This window comes from Exiguobacterium sp. NPDC077395 (assembly GCF_050269125.1).
Taxonomy (GTDB): domain Bacteria; phylum Bacillota; class Bacilli; order Exiguobacteriales; family Exiguobacteriaceae; genus Exiguobacterium; species Exiguobacterium aestuarii_A.
This window is the reverse complement of record NZ_JBNNHU010000004.1, coordinates 58,411-75,090: the sequence shown is the minus strand read 5'-3', so window position 1 is coordinate 75,090 and position 16,680 is coordinate 58,411. Positions and strand designations below refer to the sequence as shown.

12 protein-coding genes and 1 pseudogene are annotated in these 16,680 nt (G+C 48.2%); 2 read left to right on the top strand and 11 right to left on the bottom strand.

Features of this window, described 5'->3' with window-relative positions; genetic code table 11:
- Positions 1-37 precede the first annotated feature (37 nt).
- The gene (locus ACQKD4_RS13620) at positions 38-1,243 is read left to right on the top strand and encodes an MFS transporter (protein WP_427373723.1); all 1,206 of its coding nucleotides are present in this window, start codon (positions 38-40) and stop codon (positions 1,241-1,243) included.
- Between the two features lie 19 nt (positions 1,244-1,262).
- Complete coding sequence (locus ACQKD4_RS13615; protein ID WP_224863545.1) at positions 1,263-1,694, top strand: MarR family winged helix-turn-helix transcriptional regulator; 432 nt, start codon at positions 1,263-1,265, stop codon at positions 1,692-1,694.
- A gap of 45 nt (positions 1,695-1,739) precedes the next feature.
- Here the strand turns inward: ACQKD4_RS13615 and ACQKD4_RS13610 are convergent, their stop codons facing one another.
- The 11 genes and pseudogenes from ACQKD4_RS13610 to ACQKD4_RS13560 form a co-directional block, all read right to left on the bottom strand.
- Complete coding sequence (locus ACQKD4_RS13610; RefSeq protein ID WP_427373721.1) at positions 1,740-2,633, bottom strand: carbohydrate ABC transporter permease; 894 nt, start codon at positions 2,631-2,633, stop codon at positions 1,740-1,742.
- 12 nt (positions 2,634-2,645) lie between these two features.
- Positions 2,646-3,533: a carbohydrate ABC transporter permease gene (locus tag ACQKD4_RS13605; protein ID WP_427373720.1), complete on the bottom strand. Its 888-nt coding sequence runs from the start codon at positions 3,531-3,533 to the stop codon at positions 2,646-2,648.
- Positions 3,534-3,576: 43 nt separating this feature from the next.
- Positions 3,577-4,818, bottom strand: coding sequence for a sugar ABC transporter substrate-binding protein (locus ACQKD4_RS13600; RefSeq protein ID WP_427373718.1), 1,242 nt, complete (start codon positions 4,816-4,818; stop codon positions 3,577-3,579).
- A gap of 145 nt (positions 4,819-4,963) precedes the next feature.
- A complete protein-coding gene (locus ACQKD4_RS13595) occupies positions 4,964-5,938 on the bottom strand; it encodes a LacI family DNA-binding transcriptional regulator (RefSeq protein WP_427373717.1) in 975 nt (324 codons plus the stop codon).
- A gap of 17 nt (positions 5,939-5,955) precedes the next feature.
- Positions 5,956-7,488, bottom strand: coding sequence for an alpha-glucosidase (locus tag ACQKD4_RS13590; protein ID WP_427373715.1), 1,533 nt, complete (start codon positions 7,486-7,488; stop codon positions 5,956-5,958).
- Between the two features lie 35 nt (positions 7,489-7,523).
- Positions 7,524-10,742 carry a GH36-type glycosyl hydrolase domain-containing protein gene (locus ACQKD4_RS13585; RefSeq protein WP_427373713.1) on the bottom strand — a complete coding sequence of 1,073 codons (3,219 nt, stop codon included), beginning with the start codon at positions 10,740-10,742 and terminating at the stop codon, positions 7,524-7,526.
- Entirely contained in the window at positions 10,739-12,892 is a 2,154-nt protein-coding gene (locus ACQKD4_RS13580) for a glycoside hydrolase family 3 N-terminal domain-containing protein (RefSeq protein ID WP_427373711.1), read from the bottom strand. Before ACQKD4_RS13580 ends, ACQKD4_RS13585 begins: the two co-directional genes overlap by 4 nt.
- Positions 12,893-13,088: 196 nt before the next feature.
- The gene (locus ACQKD4_RS13575) at positions 13,089-13,550 is read right to left on the bottom strand and encodes a heme-binding protein (RefSeq protein WP_427373710.1); all 462 of its coding nucleotides are present in this window, start codon (positions 13,548-13,550) and stop codon (positions 13,089-13,091) included.
- The gene (locus ACQKD4_RS13570) at positions 13,550-14,725 is read right to left on the bottom strand and encodes an MFS transporter (RefSeq protein WP_427373708.1); all 1,176 of its coding nucleotides are present in this window, start codon (positions 14,723-14,725) and stop codon (positions 13,550-13,552) included. The genes ACQKD4_RS13575 and ACQKD4_RS13570 overlap by 1 nt, the downstream gene beginning before the upstream one ends.
- 17 nt (positions 14,726-14,742) lie before the next feature.
- On the bottom strand, positions 14,743-15,480 hold the full coding sequence (locus tag ACQKD4_RS13565; RefSeq protein WP_427373707.1) for an IclR family transcriptional regulator: 738 nt from the start codon (positions 15,478-15,480) through the stop codon (positions 14,743-14,745).
- A gap of 111 nt (positions 15,481-15,591) precedes the next feature.
- A pseudogene (locus ACQKD4_RS13560) lies at positions 15,592-16,653 on the bottom strand (flavin monoamine oxidase family protein); the annotation flags it as partial.
- Positions 16,654-16,680: the final 27 nt, after the last annotated feature.

Genomic DNA, 16,680 nt, shown 5'->3' with positions numbered 1-16,680 from the left:
ACTATATGTTAAAGAATGAAAGTAAGAGGTTATCAACATGAGTTTATTAAGCAATTCCCGATTTGTGTTTACCTGGTTATCCGGGATGACGCTCACGCTCGGGTTTTCAATTTTCTTCTTGAGCGTCTCGTGGTTAACCATTGATGTGTTGAAACAACCCACGCTACTCGGAATCATTTTGACCGCGGTCTCGTTACCTCGCGTGATCATGATGGTGTTCGGCGGTGTGTTCGCCGACCGGTTCCAAAAGAGTCGCTTGTTATGTTTAACGAATATCGGGCAAGGCGTGTTGATGTTACTTGTCGTCTCGCTTCATTTTGCTGACGCCTATTCGGTGGCAGCACTCTTGGTCATCTCCATATTGTTTGGTCTTTTAGACGGCATGTCTTACCCCGCACTATCATCACTCATGCCTTCAATCGTATCAGGTCAACAGTTGCAACGCGCGAACTCCCTCTTCCAAGGGTCGCTAGAGTTGATGTTCGTCATCGGTCCTTTCCTTGCAGGGATCCTACTCACGTGGGGAAGTTTTGGTCTCAGTTTCGGAACAGCGGCTGCCTTGATCTTCCTCTCTGCGATTTTGATCATGCCTCGGCTGATTCAAGATCACATTCCCGAGGTCGCTCCGCTCTCCCCAAAAGATGTGCTCGTTGATTTGAAAGAAGGCATTCGTTACGTATCGAAGACACCTGTTTTACGAAGTGGAACGTTCGCGATCGCCATCGTGAACTTGTTCGTCATGGGACCGCTCATTATGAGTATCCCGATTCTCGTCGGTGCGGTCGGAGGGACGGCTTTTGATTTAAGTATCATCGAAGGCGGACTCGCCGTTGGAACGTTCGTCGCAAGTTTCTTGATTCTATTATTGCGGTCCGTTCATCGTGGACGTTTCGTCTTCCGAGCACTGTTCCTGACGCTCGGTGCATTCTTCCTCTACACGCAGGTTCAATCGATTCCACTGTTTGCCGTCGCGGCTTCCATGAGCGGATTTATGATCATGCTCGTGTACTTGCCGACCGTCACCATCATGCAGGAACAAAGCGACTCTGACAAAATTGGACGCGTCATGAGCATCATGTCACTCGCTGCCTCGGGGCTTGAACCGATTGCATTTGCAATCTTATCGATTCTTGTCGCCCTGGCTGTACCGATTCAAACGCTCTTATTGGCATTTGGTATAATCGGACTAGTGTGTGGTGTCCTCTTATATCTCCGGAGTGAAACGTTCCGACGGACACCGTAAAGAAAGGATGAATGACACGTTGAATGAAACACGAAAACAACAAGTCCTCACGATGTACCGCCAAATCGATGAGCTCGACTTGCTGTTCACGAAATATTTCACGGAACTGAACGAGTTCGAGTTGAGCTATCAACAAGAACAGATGTTGCTTCTCTTCAAGCGCCAAGAGACGTGGACGACGACAGAGATTGCGACGAAGATGTCCATCTCCAAAAGTGCCGTCAGTCAGGTGATCAAAGTGCTCGAGCAACGCGACTTCGTCGTTCGCGAAAAAAATCCTGAGAACCTTCGGGAAAGTTTCATCCGTCTCGGTCCGAACGGCCTGGCGTACTCGAAACAAATCGATGCGATTGAAGAACGCCTCGCTGAAGAGATGTTCTCCGTCCTCGAAGATGACGAGATGAAGATGATCAATCGCTCGCTCGCGTTGATGATTCAAAAGTTCAAATGAAGAAAGGGATTTCCACATCGGAAATCCCTTTCTCTTAGTTCGCCATTATTTCATTCCAGAGATATTGTACCCTTCGATAATATGCTTTTGGAAAATCATAAAGATAATGATAATCGGTACAACCATGAACGTGGCACCTGCCATCTGTAAGGCATAGTTTCCACCATGCTGCCCTTGCAGAAGTGCTAATCCGACCGACAATGTGTAAAGAGCTTCATCATTGGCGATAATAAGTGGCCACAAGAAACTGTTCCAAGCACCTATGAACGTTAAGATTCCTTGTACGGCTAAGATTGGCTTTGACATCGGCAAAACAATCGAGAAGAAAATTCGAAATTCACTTGCTCCGTCCAAACGAGCCGCCTCCAACATTTCCTCGGGAATTGTCGTCATAAACTGACGGAACAAGAATACCCCGAACGCACCTACAAGACCGGGGAGGACAATCCCCATCATAGTGTTCGTTAAACCCAGTTGATTGAGCATCAAATAGACTGGAATCATTGTAACCTGACCTGGAATCATCATTGTCGCTAAAACACCAATGAATAAAATATTACTACCTTTAAATTTATGCTTCGCAAACGCATAACCGGCCATCGCTGTGAGTAATAAACCAAAAAATGATGCGAGAACGATTAACAAGGTGTTCTTCAAATACGTTAAAAAGTTTAAATTCACAAATAGATCGATGTAATGTTCAAACGTTACATTTTCCGGTAGGATTGTCAGAGGTAGCGATAAGATTTCCGCATCCGTCTTAAAGGACGAAATTACCATCCAGAAGAACGGTAACATGAACGCGATACCCAAAACGCTTAAAATAAGCGCTACAAATAATTGAGACAATTTAGCTTTTCGTTTATGGTTTAAGTCGGGAAGTGGTGAAAAATTCTCTCGCTTCACATTCACGGTAACCGGCTTTTCCTTTGGAATCATGAATGCCCCTCCTTAATAGTTGTTTTCATTTTTTTGAAGACGGAACTGAATGAGTGTCACCGTAATGATCAGAATAAACAACACGACCGACCCTGCAGCAGCATAACCAAAATTACTGAGCTGGAATCCGTTGTTGTATATAAACAATGCAAGTGATGTCGTCGAATTGAGCGGTCCACCTTCGGTCATGATGAGAGGTTCTTCGAAGAACTGAATCCAACCGATTAAAGTTGTCACCGTCACGAAAAAAATCGCATATCGAAGCAAAGGAATTGTAATCTTGAACATTTGCTGGAACGTACTTGCCCCGTCCAAGGCTGCCGCTTCGTAGTATGTTCGTGGAATTCCTTGAAGAGCTGCCAAGAATATAATCATGTTGATCCCGACCGCACGCCATACGGCAAGCATGATCAATGATAACTTAGCGACAAACGGATCTTGTAACCATGGAACGTCCGGAAGACCGACTGTATTTAATAGGAAATTGAAGAGACCGTACTGTGGATTAAACAAAAAGCCCCAAACGACCGCGACTGCTACGACGTTCGTAATTGACGGCATATAAAAAACAACACGGAACCATTCGAAGACTTTACCAGTCCCGAAATTGATTGCCATCGCAATCGCGAGCGAAAGACCGATTACAATCGGTACTCCAATAACGACATAAACGATTGTGTTCAATAACGCTTGAATGAACACTTCATCTTTGAAGATTTCGATGTAGTTTGTGAGTCCAATCCATTCAATATTCGCCCAGTTCGCAATTCCTGCCAAATCCATATCTGTAAAACTCATGAAAAAAGCGATGAATAACGGCATGATTGAAAACATGAGTAACAAAAGAACGGTCGGCGCGACGAGCACATATGGCGCGCGATTATTAAGAAATTGTTTCATAAGGTTCTCCTTTAATTAAACGAGAGGGGGTGTCCCCCTCCGTTTATTTTAAAATCGATTTCGCTTTTTCTTGGAACACCTTAACTTCATCTTCTACAGTAGCCGCACCGCGATACATTTTTTCAAAGCTCTGCAAATATGTTTGTGCCACTTTTTCCCACGTTGTCATCATCGGCATCGGCTCTGCCGCTTCCATCTGCTCACCGAATGTTTTGAGTTTCTCATCGTTTTTGAGCGTTTCGTTCTCTGCCCATGTCGCTTTTGTTGATGGAAGTGACTTCGTCATCTCCATCCACTCAGTCTGTGTTTCTGGTTTACTCATGTATGCGATAAACTTCGCGGCTTCGTCTTTCTTTTCACTACTTTCGAAAATACTTAAGTTCGATCCACCAAGGAACGAAATGTTATTTTCTTTCGCTGGAAGAACGGCTGTACCCCACTTCTCTTCAATGTCAGGCATTTGATCATTGATAATGTTAATCATCCATGGCCCACTGATGAACATCGGCACGTTTGGTTCTTCTGCCCCGAACGCCTGCACAACATCAAGCCCTAAATCGATTGGTGCATATCCTTCTGTGAAGTAGTTTGTTAAATATTCTGCGCTTTCGATGAATTCTGGTTGATCAAAGAGCGGCTCTTGATTTTCTGTTAATAGCTCTGAACCGTTTTGACGAGCGAACATAAACGATAGCATTTGGTCGTTCGTGTCCAACGTAATCCCGTACATGTCTTCTCCGTCACGAGCCGCAAGTTTTTTCGAAACGTCTTCTAATTCACCCCACGTTTTTGGCGCTTCCGGATAACCTACTTTTTCAAGTGTGTCTTTCCGATAATAAAGAACACGTGTATCGACATACCAGGGTGCCCCGTAAAGACCATCCTCGAATTGAACCGTTTCAATCGATCCTTCATAAAAGTTCGATGGGTCAAGTTCAGGGTATTCTTTTACGAAATCTTTCATATTAGCAAGTGCTCCCGCCTCTACGAATTCAGGCATCCAAGATGTTCCCATTTGAACGACATCTGGACCATTTTTTGAAGCGACCGCAGTCAACAGTTTATCGTGCGCCGTATCCCAAGGGATCGCCTGTACTTTGACGTTAACACCTTCGTTCTCTTTTTCATATTGTTCCGCTAGTTTCGGTAAGGCTTTTCCTTCTTCACCCATCGCCCAAACCGTGATGGTATTTGCGTCCTCACCACTCGATCCAGAAGAACATCCCGCCAATAAACCAGAAATGATTACCGTACCCGCTACCGCTGCCAAGCCTAATTTTTTCATCTGAATTCCTCCTTTTTCGTCAATCGAAACGTTTCGATTGACGTGTAAAAAAATAATGTTTATACAAAGGTTATACTGAAAATCAACAGGTTAAACGTTTCTATAAACATTATAATTCACAATGTATCCGCTTACAATACGTATTTTATCTTTTCTTATTATTTTTTCGAATCGAGGCGTCTTTCATGAACTTTGAAGGAATCGTTTCTTTCATATTTTCTTTCTCTTCAATCAGATGGAGTAACGCGCGGGCCGCCTTCTTTCCCCATTCAGACTTCGAATAGCTGACGCTTGCAATTCGAGGCTGCGTATAGTTTGTAATCTCAAGTTTATCAAAGCCAACGAGCGAAATGTCTTCCCCAATCCTAAAAGAAGAGTTTTGCATGACGTCATAGACCCCTAGCGCCATATCATCATTTAAACAGATGATGGCATCCCCTTCTTCGAGCACTTCAAGTAAGTCACTTGCTGCCCGAATGCCTGACCGCTTCGTAAATTCACCTGCCCATTCTCGGACAGTGATTCCTTCCGCATTCGCGCGATCAACGACAACTTTCCGCCTTTCAACAGCATCATGATTGCCGATCGGACCGTTCACAAGATGAATCTGTCCAGGATTGGTCTCTAAGATGGCGTCCATCTCTTGATTCATCCCAATCTGATTATCGAGTAGCACACAACTGATGTTCACATGCTCAATCTCACGGTCGAGCATCGTCAGAGGGTGGCCCCGGTCCGCAAACTCTAAAATCTGTTCTTGGGTGAAGCGATGCCCTAAGATAAGCGCTCCATCCACCATGCGTTCAGTCATCAGACGATGTGATTCGGGACCGTTACAAACAATCAACTCATAGCCCGTATCAGACAGCTCTTGGTTGATGCCTTTTAGCAACTCTCCATAAAACGATCCGGAATAATCACCTAAAAAAGCACCGATAATATGTGTCTTTCTCGTTTTTAGCGTCCTCGCAGCTGCGTTTGGAACGTAATTCAACTCTTCGGCTATTTTTAAGATGCGTTGCCTCGTCTTTTCTGTCACTTTCGGACTGCCGTTCAGCGCATATGAGACAGTCGATATTGAAACCCCAGCCTCTTTTGCGATGTCTTTGATTCCTGCCATTTTCTCACTTCCTTCTGTCAAAAATTATAACATATGAACGCTTCAAATGGCCGTAGCATTGGCGCCTCATCCTTTTCTGTCGAAATTAAACGCTCTCCGCAACCACTTGGTAGCGGCAACGTATCTTGAGACAAATTTGCGACGACAAGGAGTGGAGGCTCTCCATCGATTATGCGGCGATACACATATAGCCGTTCCTCGGTCGGGACGAGTTCATACGCTCCGTCTCGAAGCAGTTGATTTGTCCGGCGTAGTGCAATCAATTCTCGATACAGATAAAGCAGACTCGTTTCATCTGTGCACATCGTCGCGACGTTCCTGCCTGCTTCGTTGTGAGCTGATTGAAGCCACGGTGTTCCCGTGCTGAACGAGTCCGTTCCTTCGCCCCATAGCATCGGAATTCGAGCATGGTCACGTCCTTTCATACGAACGGCATCAAGCGTTCCACCCGCTTTTAGATAATTTAACGTTTCAATATCCTGATAATCCTCTGGTGCAATTAAACCGTTCGTCATCCCTACTTCTTCTCCTTGATACAGAAACGGGATTCCTTTCAATCCGTATAGGAGAACTGCAAGCATCTTCGCAGCTCGCTCGTCATCGTCATACCATCGTGAAATGACACGCGGCTGGTCATGGTTATTCCAAAACAGACTATTGCGTCCTTCCATTGCAAATGCGCGCTGCCACGTATCGAGCGTGGTTTTCAGCCTCGACGGCTCGAACGGAGCCAGCTTCCATTTGCCTTGCCCGCCCTGCTCATCGAGGGCACACACTTCAAAATTAAAGACGACGTCTAGCGAACTGTCCCGTTGCAAATCTAAAATTTCGTCCGGGGTCAATCCGCCTGCCTCCCCGACAAGTAACAAGGAAGAAGTGTCAACTTGCGCCACTAAATCTTTCAAGTAACGGCGCATCAGTGGAAAGTCGAGCCATTGCTTACGGTCGACGTCTTTCCCAATCAAATCAATGACATCAAAACGAAAACCAGTCACCCCTCGCTCGACCCAAAACGCTAAGACTTCCGCCATCTCCTTGCGCACATACTCGTTCTTCCAATTTAAATCTGGTTGTTCCGGAGCGAATGCATGGAAGTAATACTGGTTCCGGATCGGTGAGTACGTCCACGTTCCACCCCCGAAGAACGAGCTCCATTCATTCGGTGTATCGCGCCAAATATAGAAATTACCGTACGCTCCTTCCGGATCACGTTCGGATTGGAGGAACCACTCATGTTGATGCGACGTGTGATTGGCGACGATGTCCATCATGATTCCGATTCCTCGATTATCTGCTTCACGAATTAACTCATCCATATCATCCATCGACCCGAACAAAGGGTCGATTCGTGTATAGTCTGCGACGTCATAGCCGTTATCGTAACCGGGCGAGACGTAAACCGGATTCAACCAAATCATCTCTACTCCGAGCCAACTTAAATAATCGAGGCGACTGATCACTCCCTGTAAATCACCGACCCCGTCACCGTCGCTGTCTTGAAAACTCTTTGGATATATTTGATAGACTGTGCTCACTTTGTTTGCGTCCATATGGTCCTCCTATTAAGAAAAGGGTGACGAATTCGTCACCCCTTCACCGTAATCACTAATTCATTCTTTTCCTGAGCGTAGCGTAAAAATTCATCTTTTTCGACACGCTGTCCTGCTTCGCGGTATGGATTCAATAGGGTGTGTCCGTTCAACCTCTGACCGTTCAACGTCACGCTCGGCTCACCCGTCCTGAACTGGACCGTCGTCTCCACACCGAAGAGGCGGAGGTTTACATGCATGTCGTCATCTACAATCGGATCGAACTCGACATGGTTTGTCCCGAGGCGAATCCCCAGGTAGTTTGAGACGAGTTGGTTGAACCAGATTCCCGGTCCACTCGAATAAATGCGCCAGCCTGCTTTCACGGGTACCGTTCCATCTTTCAAGCGGCCGAACTGTGACTCCGCCGCATAGCGGTCAGCGAAGTCGCCGTCCGAACTACTAAAGTAGGCATTGCGTTGTCTCGGTGCGGCATTCTTCACCTCATCCATCCGAATCGGGTTGATCATATTGAAAGCCGGTCGAATCTTCTCGCGTAGCCCTGCCTTCGCCAGCGCCTCGATGTAGCGGATGTGAGCATGAACGTACTGCAGCCCAATCTCACGACCAAAGTTCGCTGCCTGTTCGGCCCGCATAAAGTGACGACTGACTCCGCCTCGGTACTCGGCAGGTCGGTTCATGAGACGGACTCCGTCCGGGAACGTCAAATGCGTGGCGATCAAATCAAAATTACGTATCATCTGATCTTGATCGACAAGTTCAGCAATGACACTGCGCGTCATTGGCAACAAGCGGTAGTGCATTGGGAGCGTCTTGTCAGATGGATGAAGCATCGTCTCGAAGCGTCCATCAACTTCTTTTAAGAATCCTGCGATTACCCCATCTCGAATCATCTCGTCAGTGAACTGCTTCCGAATCGCTTGGCTCAACTCACCTAAGCGATCTGCCAAATGTGACGCCGGCAACTGTTCGTGCAACTGACGGAACGCTTGGTACGTCAAGGTGACCGTCCACGAACTGATGAGGTGACGTTTCAAATCCTCATCAGCTGGTTGGAGCGTGTCGTCCCAGTCGCCTCCGCCGTATGCTGAGAAGACAGAACCGTCAACAAAATGACTTTCAATAAACCCGAGTGCTCGTTCCACGTGTGAATACAGTGAAGCGTCTGCTTTTGTTTGTCCGTCACGGTCGCGGAACGGGATTGTTTCGTTTAGACATGTCACGTCCTCGGTTCTGGCCAAATAATCCGACAATGCCTTGAGAGGCCAAACGATGACATCACCATGGCTATCCTCTTGTTGAATGCCCGCATATTCATCAAACATGAACCATTGTGGCCAATCCCCGTCCTTAAATTGATGGCTGAAAATAACGAGCAAGAGTTTTCGCGCCTCTTCAAAATGACCGGTCGCAAGTAAGAACTCCATTGGTCCTTGTGAAACGTCACGCGTCCCCCAAGCGGCTCCACCATACTGCTCTAGACCGTGCGGTGACTGATAGTGCACCCGCATGTTTTGGACGTACCAGAGCGCTTGAATATTCAACGCTTCGATGTCAAGTGTCTCACCTTTAAGCGTGAGTCCGTTCATATAGCGATCCATCCACATTCGGTAAGCGTTCCGCTCCTGCTTTTCGTCTAACTCGAATGGTGTGTGATTCGCCAAACCTAGGTGGATCGTCACGCGCTCGCTTGGTTCGAATGACATCCAAACGAGCTCATCCTCGAACGGTTGATTGAACCAATCTGAAGTTTTGAGGAGCTCAAACGGCTGATTGCTCTCAATCGCATACGTCAGATCAGGTCGTATACTCGCGCTGTCTGCCGTTTTGTCCGCCTTGAATAGGAGCCGGTTGTCCATTTGCTCCATACGGAACGGAACGACGTACTCTTGCGTGTTCATCGCGACCTGGTGGCTCATGACGAATCGTCGCGATTGCGACGATTCGACGGTCGTCTTGATAACAGGAGCATCTGAGGCGATAACTGTTCGGACGATAATCGTCTCCCCGTCCAAATCGTAGCGCCATACGGCCTCGTTCAGACGCATCTCGAACAGACTCGGCATCGTCAGCAAACGGTATACACCATCCATCTCGACATAGATACGTTGTCCCGACGTTTTAGGGACATTGAGTGGGTTTCGGACGTTAGTCGTCCACTTGTTGAAGTTTGTATTACCGTAAACAATATGTGAGTTGAAGACACCATTCATGAACACAGTCGTCGCGAGCTTCGACTCGTCCGGCATCAGACTTCCGGCGTTCAATAAGATGTTCCCGTGACTTCGCTCAACGAGATACTCTTTCGCCGCTAAGACGACGTGCGAACCCTCTTCGGTGAAGAAGGACACGAGCTGTCCATCCTCTATCTCTTCGAGTCGTCGCACCGGATAGAGACGCTCGATTTCGCTCATCGCGAGCCCGCCACCACTGATTGATTGGAACGATTGGCGAAGCCGCGGGCGCGGACGTACTGCTTGTCCTACAGGTGAGCCCGCTTCGATTGTTGTGAAATGCTTGATTGAATTCTCTGTCAGCTCTTCAGGGTGATCTTGAACGAATGACAATTCGAATGTGATTTCTCGTTCCGTCCCCATGTCTAACGTCTCTGTACGAAGTGTCGGCAAAGCGAACTCGTATTGATAGACACGCGAAGGCAATGCACCGTCTAGCCCCACGGCCCGCCCCGTCAATTTATATGATGTGCCATACACGTCAAAACCGTCCGTCGCATATTCAGCAATGGTCCGGGACGACGTCATTCGAATCGCTGGAAATCCGGTCGACTGCTTTTGATTTTGACGCGCCATTAGCGCTGTACTCGTCTTCTTATAGTCGATATACTGGGCCATGTATGCCTCGTTCGTGCGAACACCCCCTTCATCAGCGAGTCCGAGATCTTGGACATACGTGACGTCGAATTGACCTGTCCCTTCAAATGTCGCATCAAAACGAATTCCGTGGTCGCTGAGCGTACCCCGCACTTCATAAGCGAACTCCGGATAGCACCCTGACCAAAAGATTTCTTGACCTAAGGCCATGAAGTCACTAGGTGAATGTAGTCCAAGCAGCGGCTGGGCAACTCCACCCTCATGTCGAACGTATAGGTTTGCCATCGAGCCATCAAATGGATGATGAATTAGCTGGTTGACCATGATTGGTCCAGTTTTCAATTGGCGGATGTCCCCCATAGGAGTGAGCGAAAGGCTGACCTCTCCACATGTTAGCGTTGTCTGTTCGGTTAATACATTCACGTCGTACACCTCATTTTTGTTTTTAGTTCAAAAGATTTTGCCAATACATCACGGCTGTTCGGGCCCACAAAGAGCGTAAACATTCCCGGGTCAGCGCCAAACAAACCGTTCGGCTGAAGATAGCTGAGCATATCTCCTTCAACAGAGAACGTTACCGTCACGGATTCACCGGCTTTAAGGGTCACTTTCTCATACCCTTTCAATTGTTTGACCGGCCGTGAGACTTTGGCTATGTTGTCTTGGATATACCATTGGACAATTTCATCTGCCGTCGTCGTCCCGTCATTTCGAATGACGACAGTCGCCTCGACAATGCCGCCTATCACGTCTTTGACGATGAAATCGTTGTAGCTAAACGTGGTGTATGTCATGCCGTAACCGAACGGGAAAAGCGGTTCGTTCGGTGCGTCGAGATATTTGCTCGTGTAGCGAGGGTCGGCGTGTTCGATATCTGATGGACGTCCTGTTCGGAGCGCATCGTAGCGAATCGGTACTTGTCCGACATTGTAAGGAAATGACATTGTCAGTTTCCCTGACGGACTGACCTTCCCGTATAACAAGTTTACGAGCGCCGCCCCTGCTTCAGTCCCCGGATACCAGGCTTCAAGCACTGCGTCCGAATGTTCGACGATGTCACGAAGGTCGAGCGGGCGACCGTTGAACAAGATTGTTACAATCGGCTTACCGATTTCCTTTAAATGCTTAAGCCCTTCTCGCTGTGTCTTCGGAAGGCGAATATCCGTACGGCTTCCAGCTTCACCGCTCATCCATGAGGCTTCGCCAAGCGCTAGGATTACAACATCTGACTGTTCTGCGATACGGCAAGCCTCCGTCCAATCAATTTCATTTTCAACGGTCGACCCTTCTGTAAAAACATATGGAATTTCAGCGCGGTCAAATGCTTGCCGCAATGTCACGGCCTCTTCTCTTTTCCCAAACCCGGCCCAAGGACCAAGAACGTCGTTCGAGTCAACAAATGGTCCGATGAGCGCGACTCGTTGCTTTTGCAACGGAAGGATGTCATCGTTTTTCAAAAGAACCGCACTTTTTTCTGCTAGACGGCGCGCCTGGTCTCGATGTTCATCTGAAAGATGGAGCGTTGTCTCTTTCGTTTGATCAATCCCTCGGTACGGATTGTCGAATAAACCTAGGTCATCTTTTAGCGTCAAAATCCGCAATACCGCCTCATCAAGTAAAGACTCATCGACTCCATCTGCAAGCATCGCCTCCAGATGATTTGTGTATGCGCCTGACATCATATCGATATCAACGCCAGCTCGAAGTGCGAGTTCACCCGCTTCCCTCAGCGTCTCGGCGACGCCATGATGGATGAGTTCTTTGATTGCCGTCCAGTCCGAAATTAATACTCCTTCGAAGCCCCAGTCACTGCGGAGGATATTCCGCATGAGATATTCACTAGCCGTGGCCGGAATACCATGGACGACATTGAAACTTGTCATTACCATCTTCGCACCCTCTTCAAGAGCTCGTTTATAGGCTGGTAAATGGAACTCACGTAACTCGCGGTCAGATACATCGACCGTATTGTAGTCGCGTCCTCCTTCTGGCGCGCCATAAGCAGCAAAATGCTTAACGCAGGCAGCCAACGTATCTTCTTTCTTCAAATCGTCCGACTGATAACCGCGGACAAACGCAGCCGCCATCTCCCCGTTCAACCACACATCTTCCCCGGTCGATTCCATGACACGCCCCCAGCGCGGGTCACGCGACAAGTCAGCCATCGGAGAGAACGTGACGTGTAAACCGGATGCCGTCGCTTCGATAGACGAAGTACGTGCCATTCGTTCAACTTCGTTAACATCCCAAGAACAAGCCATTGCGAGCGGAATCGGGAAAATCGTCCGGTGACCGTGAATAATGTCCGCCATGAATAAGAGCGGGATGCCAAGTCGATTATGTCGCAAGTAACTTTCTTGCAACTTTTGCGCTTGTTTCGCGTTATTGATTCCGATGACAGATCCGACGTTCCACCGATTCTCATCGGTAATGCCGTCTTCTTTCAACAACTCCGCAATCGGTCCGGTGATCACATCTTGCTCATCATCCGAAAAAATGGATGGTAGTGTTTGAACAAGCTGTCCCACCTTTTCAGCCACTGTCATCTCCTGCACTAATTGTGTCGCTCTCATTCCATCCCGCCTTTATCTATGATTTGTAAATCGAAACGTTTCACCTTTGTATATCAAAAGTATAAGCGCTTACAAAAAGAGATGCAATGGTTTATCGAAACGTTTCTACAAAAATACACTTAAATATTTTTTAATAGAAAAAAACGACTTAAAATCAGATTGTTTCTGATTTATTTAAAGTCGTTCTTTTCTTTATTTAATTTTGATACTGTCGAAAACGTTCCATGCCTCTGACCGCATACTCATGATCGAGTTCTGGTGTTAAGCCTGCGACTGTCACCGTACCAATCATCCCGGCACCGTTCACGCGGATCGGAAGCGTTCCCCCGATGGCCTGATAGTCGTTCGCTGGTAACAGTGAATTTGTATCGTGTGAAAGACCCGACTCCTCAAAACGCTTCGCGATGAAGTGCGAGCCACGTTGATAGTGGTCCGTCACCCGTTTCTTCCGGAACAACCACATGTAATTCTCTTCTGTCGTTCCTTCCATCAAATGCGTGAAGACCGGGATACGGTTCTTTTCAATATGAACGGCGACGTTCACCCCGTCCTCTTTCGCCAAGTCGATGATTGTCTGACCGAGTTGAAGGGCCTCTTCATGACCGAATGTCGAAAGTGTCAATTGTTCCTCTTGTGCTTGAAGTTGTGTTGTATTCATCATAATCTCTCCTTTTGTTTGTTGTAACTGACCATCGCAATAAGTGACGCGAGTAACGCCATCCCTGCTCCGACAAAGGCGGTATTCAATACGTCTGAGACGGCGAGGACGACACTACCGAGCGTCGAACCGAGTGCGATCCCAATATTGAATGCCGAAATGTTTAATGCAGATGCCATTCCTTTCGCCGACGGGACGTATCGTTCCGCGAGCTGAACGATGTGTGTCTGTACACCGGCTGACATCATGAACGCTACGAGTCCGAGAAGTGAAATGGCAACAAGCGCCAAGAATTTCTCCGGTAATAGGACGTATTGCAGCGCTAAAATGACTGCTTGAGCAAGAAAGACGAAACGTAAGCCTTTGAGCGGCTCCTTGTCTGCGATTCGCCCTCCGATGATATTCCCGATAGCGACAAACACGCCGTATAGTAACAGAATCCACGTGATGCTCGAGCTCGCATACCCACTGACACCCGATAAGATTGGTGCCATATACGTGAACAGGACGAACGTCGCCCCAAACCCGAGGATCGTCATTGTGAGTGCTCCTAATATATGAGGATTCTTCACGAGCGCTCCGATATCACGAAGGGTTGTCTTTTCTTCGGTCTGCTGTTTGTCTTGTTGCACAGATGTGAGAATCGCAATTAATCCAATCACACCGAACGCAGCGACGACACCGAACGTGGTGCGCCAACCGAACGACTGACCGACCCAAGTCCCGAGCGGAACGCCTAAAATCGTTGCGACCGTGAGACCTGTGAACATGATGGAGACGGCAGTCCCTTGCTTCGTGGGTGGAACGATTCGTGTCGCCACAATCGTCGCCATGGCGAAGAATAATCCGTGTGCGACAGCAGTCACGACACGAGACACCATCAACCATTCATAGGTTGGTGCGATGACCCCAAGGGCATTCCCAATCGTGAACACGACCATTAACCAAACGAGCAAGCGTTTTTTGTTCATCCCGCTGAAGACGACCGCTAAAATCGGTGTCCCGATGGCCAATGCGAGTGCGTAACCGGAGACGAGACTTCCAGCCGTCGTCAACGAGATGGCTAAATCATCCGCGGCCGTCTCGAGCAGACCGACGATGACAAACTCGGTCGTCCCAATGGCGAAGGCACTGATGGCCAACGCGAACAAGGCGCGGTACATCTGTTTCGTCATAATGAATTCCTCCTGAATTATTGAATGAAGGAGGTGATGGCTTGACTATACTGCTGAAGGACTTTACTGAGCTGACGGTCACGCTTTTTCGTCAACCGTGAACTCGGACCCGAGATGGCGAGTGCGGCGATGACATGACCGTCACGCATAATCGGGACCGCGATACAACGCAGTCCGATTTCGGCTTCTTCGTCATCAACTGCGTACCCTTGTTCATGGATGGCACGAAGATGATAGGTCAACAACTGACGATCGACGAACGTGTGCGCCGTCTTTTGAACGAGTTCGAGTTCCGTCATGACACGCTGTAACGACGACTCGTCCAAAAAAGCGAGAATCGCTTTCCCGAGCGCGCTTTGATGCGCCGGCGAACGTTCTCCGACTTCCGTGTGACTTCGAATCGAATGCGTTCCATCCACGACCTGTGTGTTGACGACATTTGTACCATGCAGGATGGCGACATATACCGTTTCGCCAGTTTCTTCACTTAGCTGTTGGAGCGGTGGCACGGTATACCAGTTCGTCACCGTATCAATCGGTGCTTCGACCGATTCGAGCTTATCACCGAGGCGATAGCCGTCTTCCGTCTTTTCCACATAGCGCAGCTGTTCGAGCGTATACAGGAGACGGAACGTTGTCGTTTTGTTGTAACCGGATGCTCGCATCAGCTCGGTCAGTGTCATCGATTCATTCACCCGAATCAAATCAATCAAATGTAGTCCTTTTTGCAGTGTGGTCACCATGTATGCTTCCATGTTGAATCACCTCGTGTCGCTTATCATAAGCAGAATGTATTGTTACTTCAAAGATACCCAAAAAAGTTTCGATATATGAAACAAGCCTGTCACACAGGGTGACAGACTCGATTAATCTTCTATGTTGAATTGTTTTACCATCCGCTCCGCCGACCGTAATGCCCCTTCGATATGTCCCCCAAACTGCGCATCCGTCTCCGAACCGATCAGATGGAGACGGTCACCGAGTTCGATTGGACCGTAAGCCGGGAATGCCGTGAGCGGCATGAGGTCGTCAGATGTCGCCGTCTCAGATTCTGTCGACCAGTCCATGTAATGAAAAGCCAGAAAATCATTCGCTTTCGGACCATATAACTTCTCTAGTTGTTCGATGACACGTGTCTTCACTTGTCCTTCCCCTAGCGCTTCTCGTTCTCCCGGTGACAGACGGAAAAATCCGAATAGCGCGCCTTGACCGTCCATCTGTGAGGCGTCATGAATCTCTTGGAGCGGACCGACCCAGCTCATCCCAAAACCAGACAAACCTTCTTCTCGCCAGAACGGTGTTTCGTATACGATGAGCGCCTTCGCCTGAGACGCCATCCAAGTCGGAGTCGTTTTGAGTGCATTCCGTGTCGATGCTGACAATTCAGGCTCGATTGTTAGATTGGCGACAAGGCGTGGAGGAAGTGCAAAAATCACTTCATCCGTGTGATGCACCGCCCCATTTTGGAACGTCAATTGTACTCGGTCTGACTGTCGGTCGATGGATGTGAGGCGATACCCAAGTTGAACAACCTCATCGGTTAACTGCGCGTATAGGGCTTCCACTAAACTCGTCATCCCACCGACTAAACGTTTGGATCGGACGATGCTTTCTTCCGGCAACACATGTCGTTCCGGCGCAGTCGTCGTTTGGCGTTCGAGCACCATCTCCCCTGTCGTATGTTGAAGGAATGACTCGAGTGCGAGTGTATCCACGAGTTCCGAGATGGTCTTCTCCGTGTCTGGCCAATACCATGTCGGTCCGAGGTCGTAGCCGTCCTTTGTCAAAATGCGTCCACCAACTCGGTCACGTGCCTCAAACACTGTGACGTCATATCCTTTTTGATGAAGCTCGCTTGCGGCATAGAGCCCGCTGACACCAGCTCCGATGATGGCGATTGATTTCATTGTAAATTCTCCTTTGTCGTCCGTCTCTCCTCGATTATACTGAGTTAG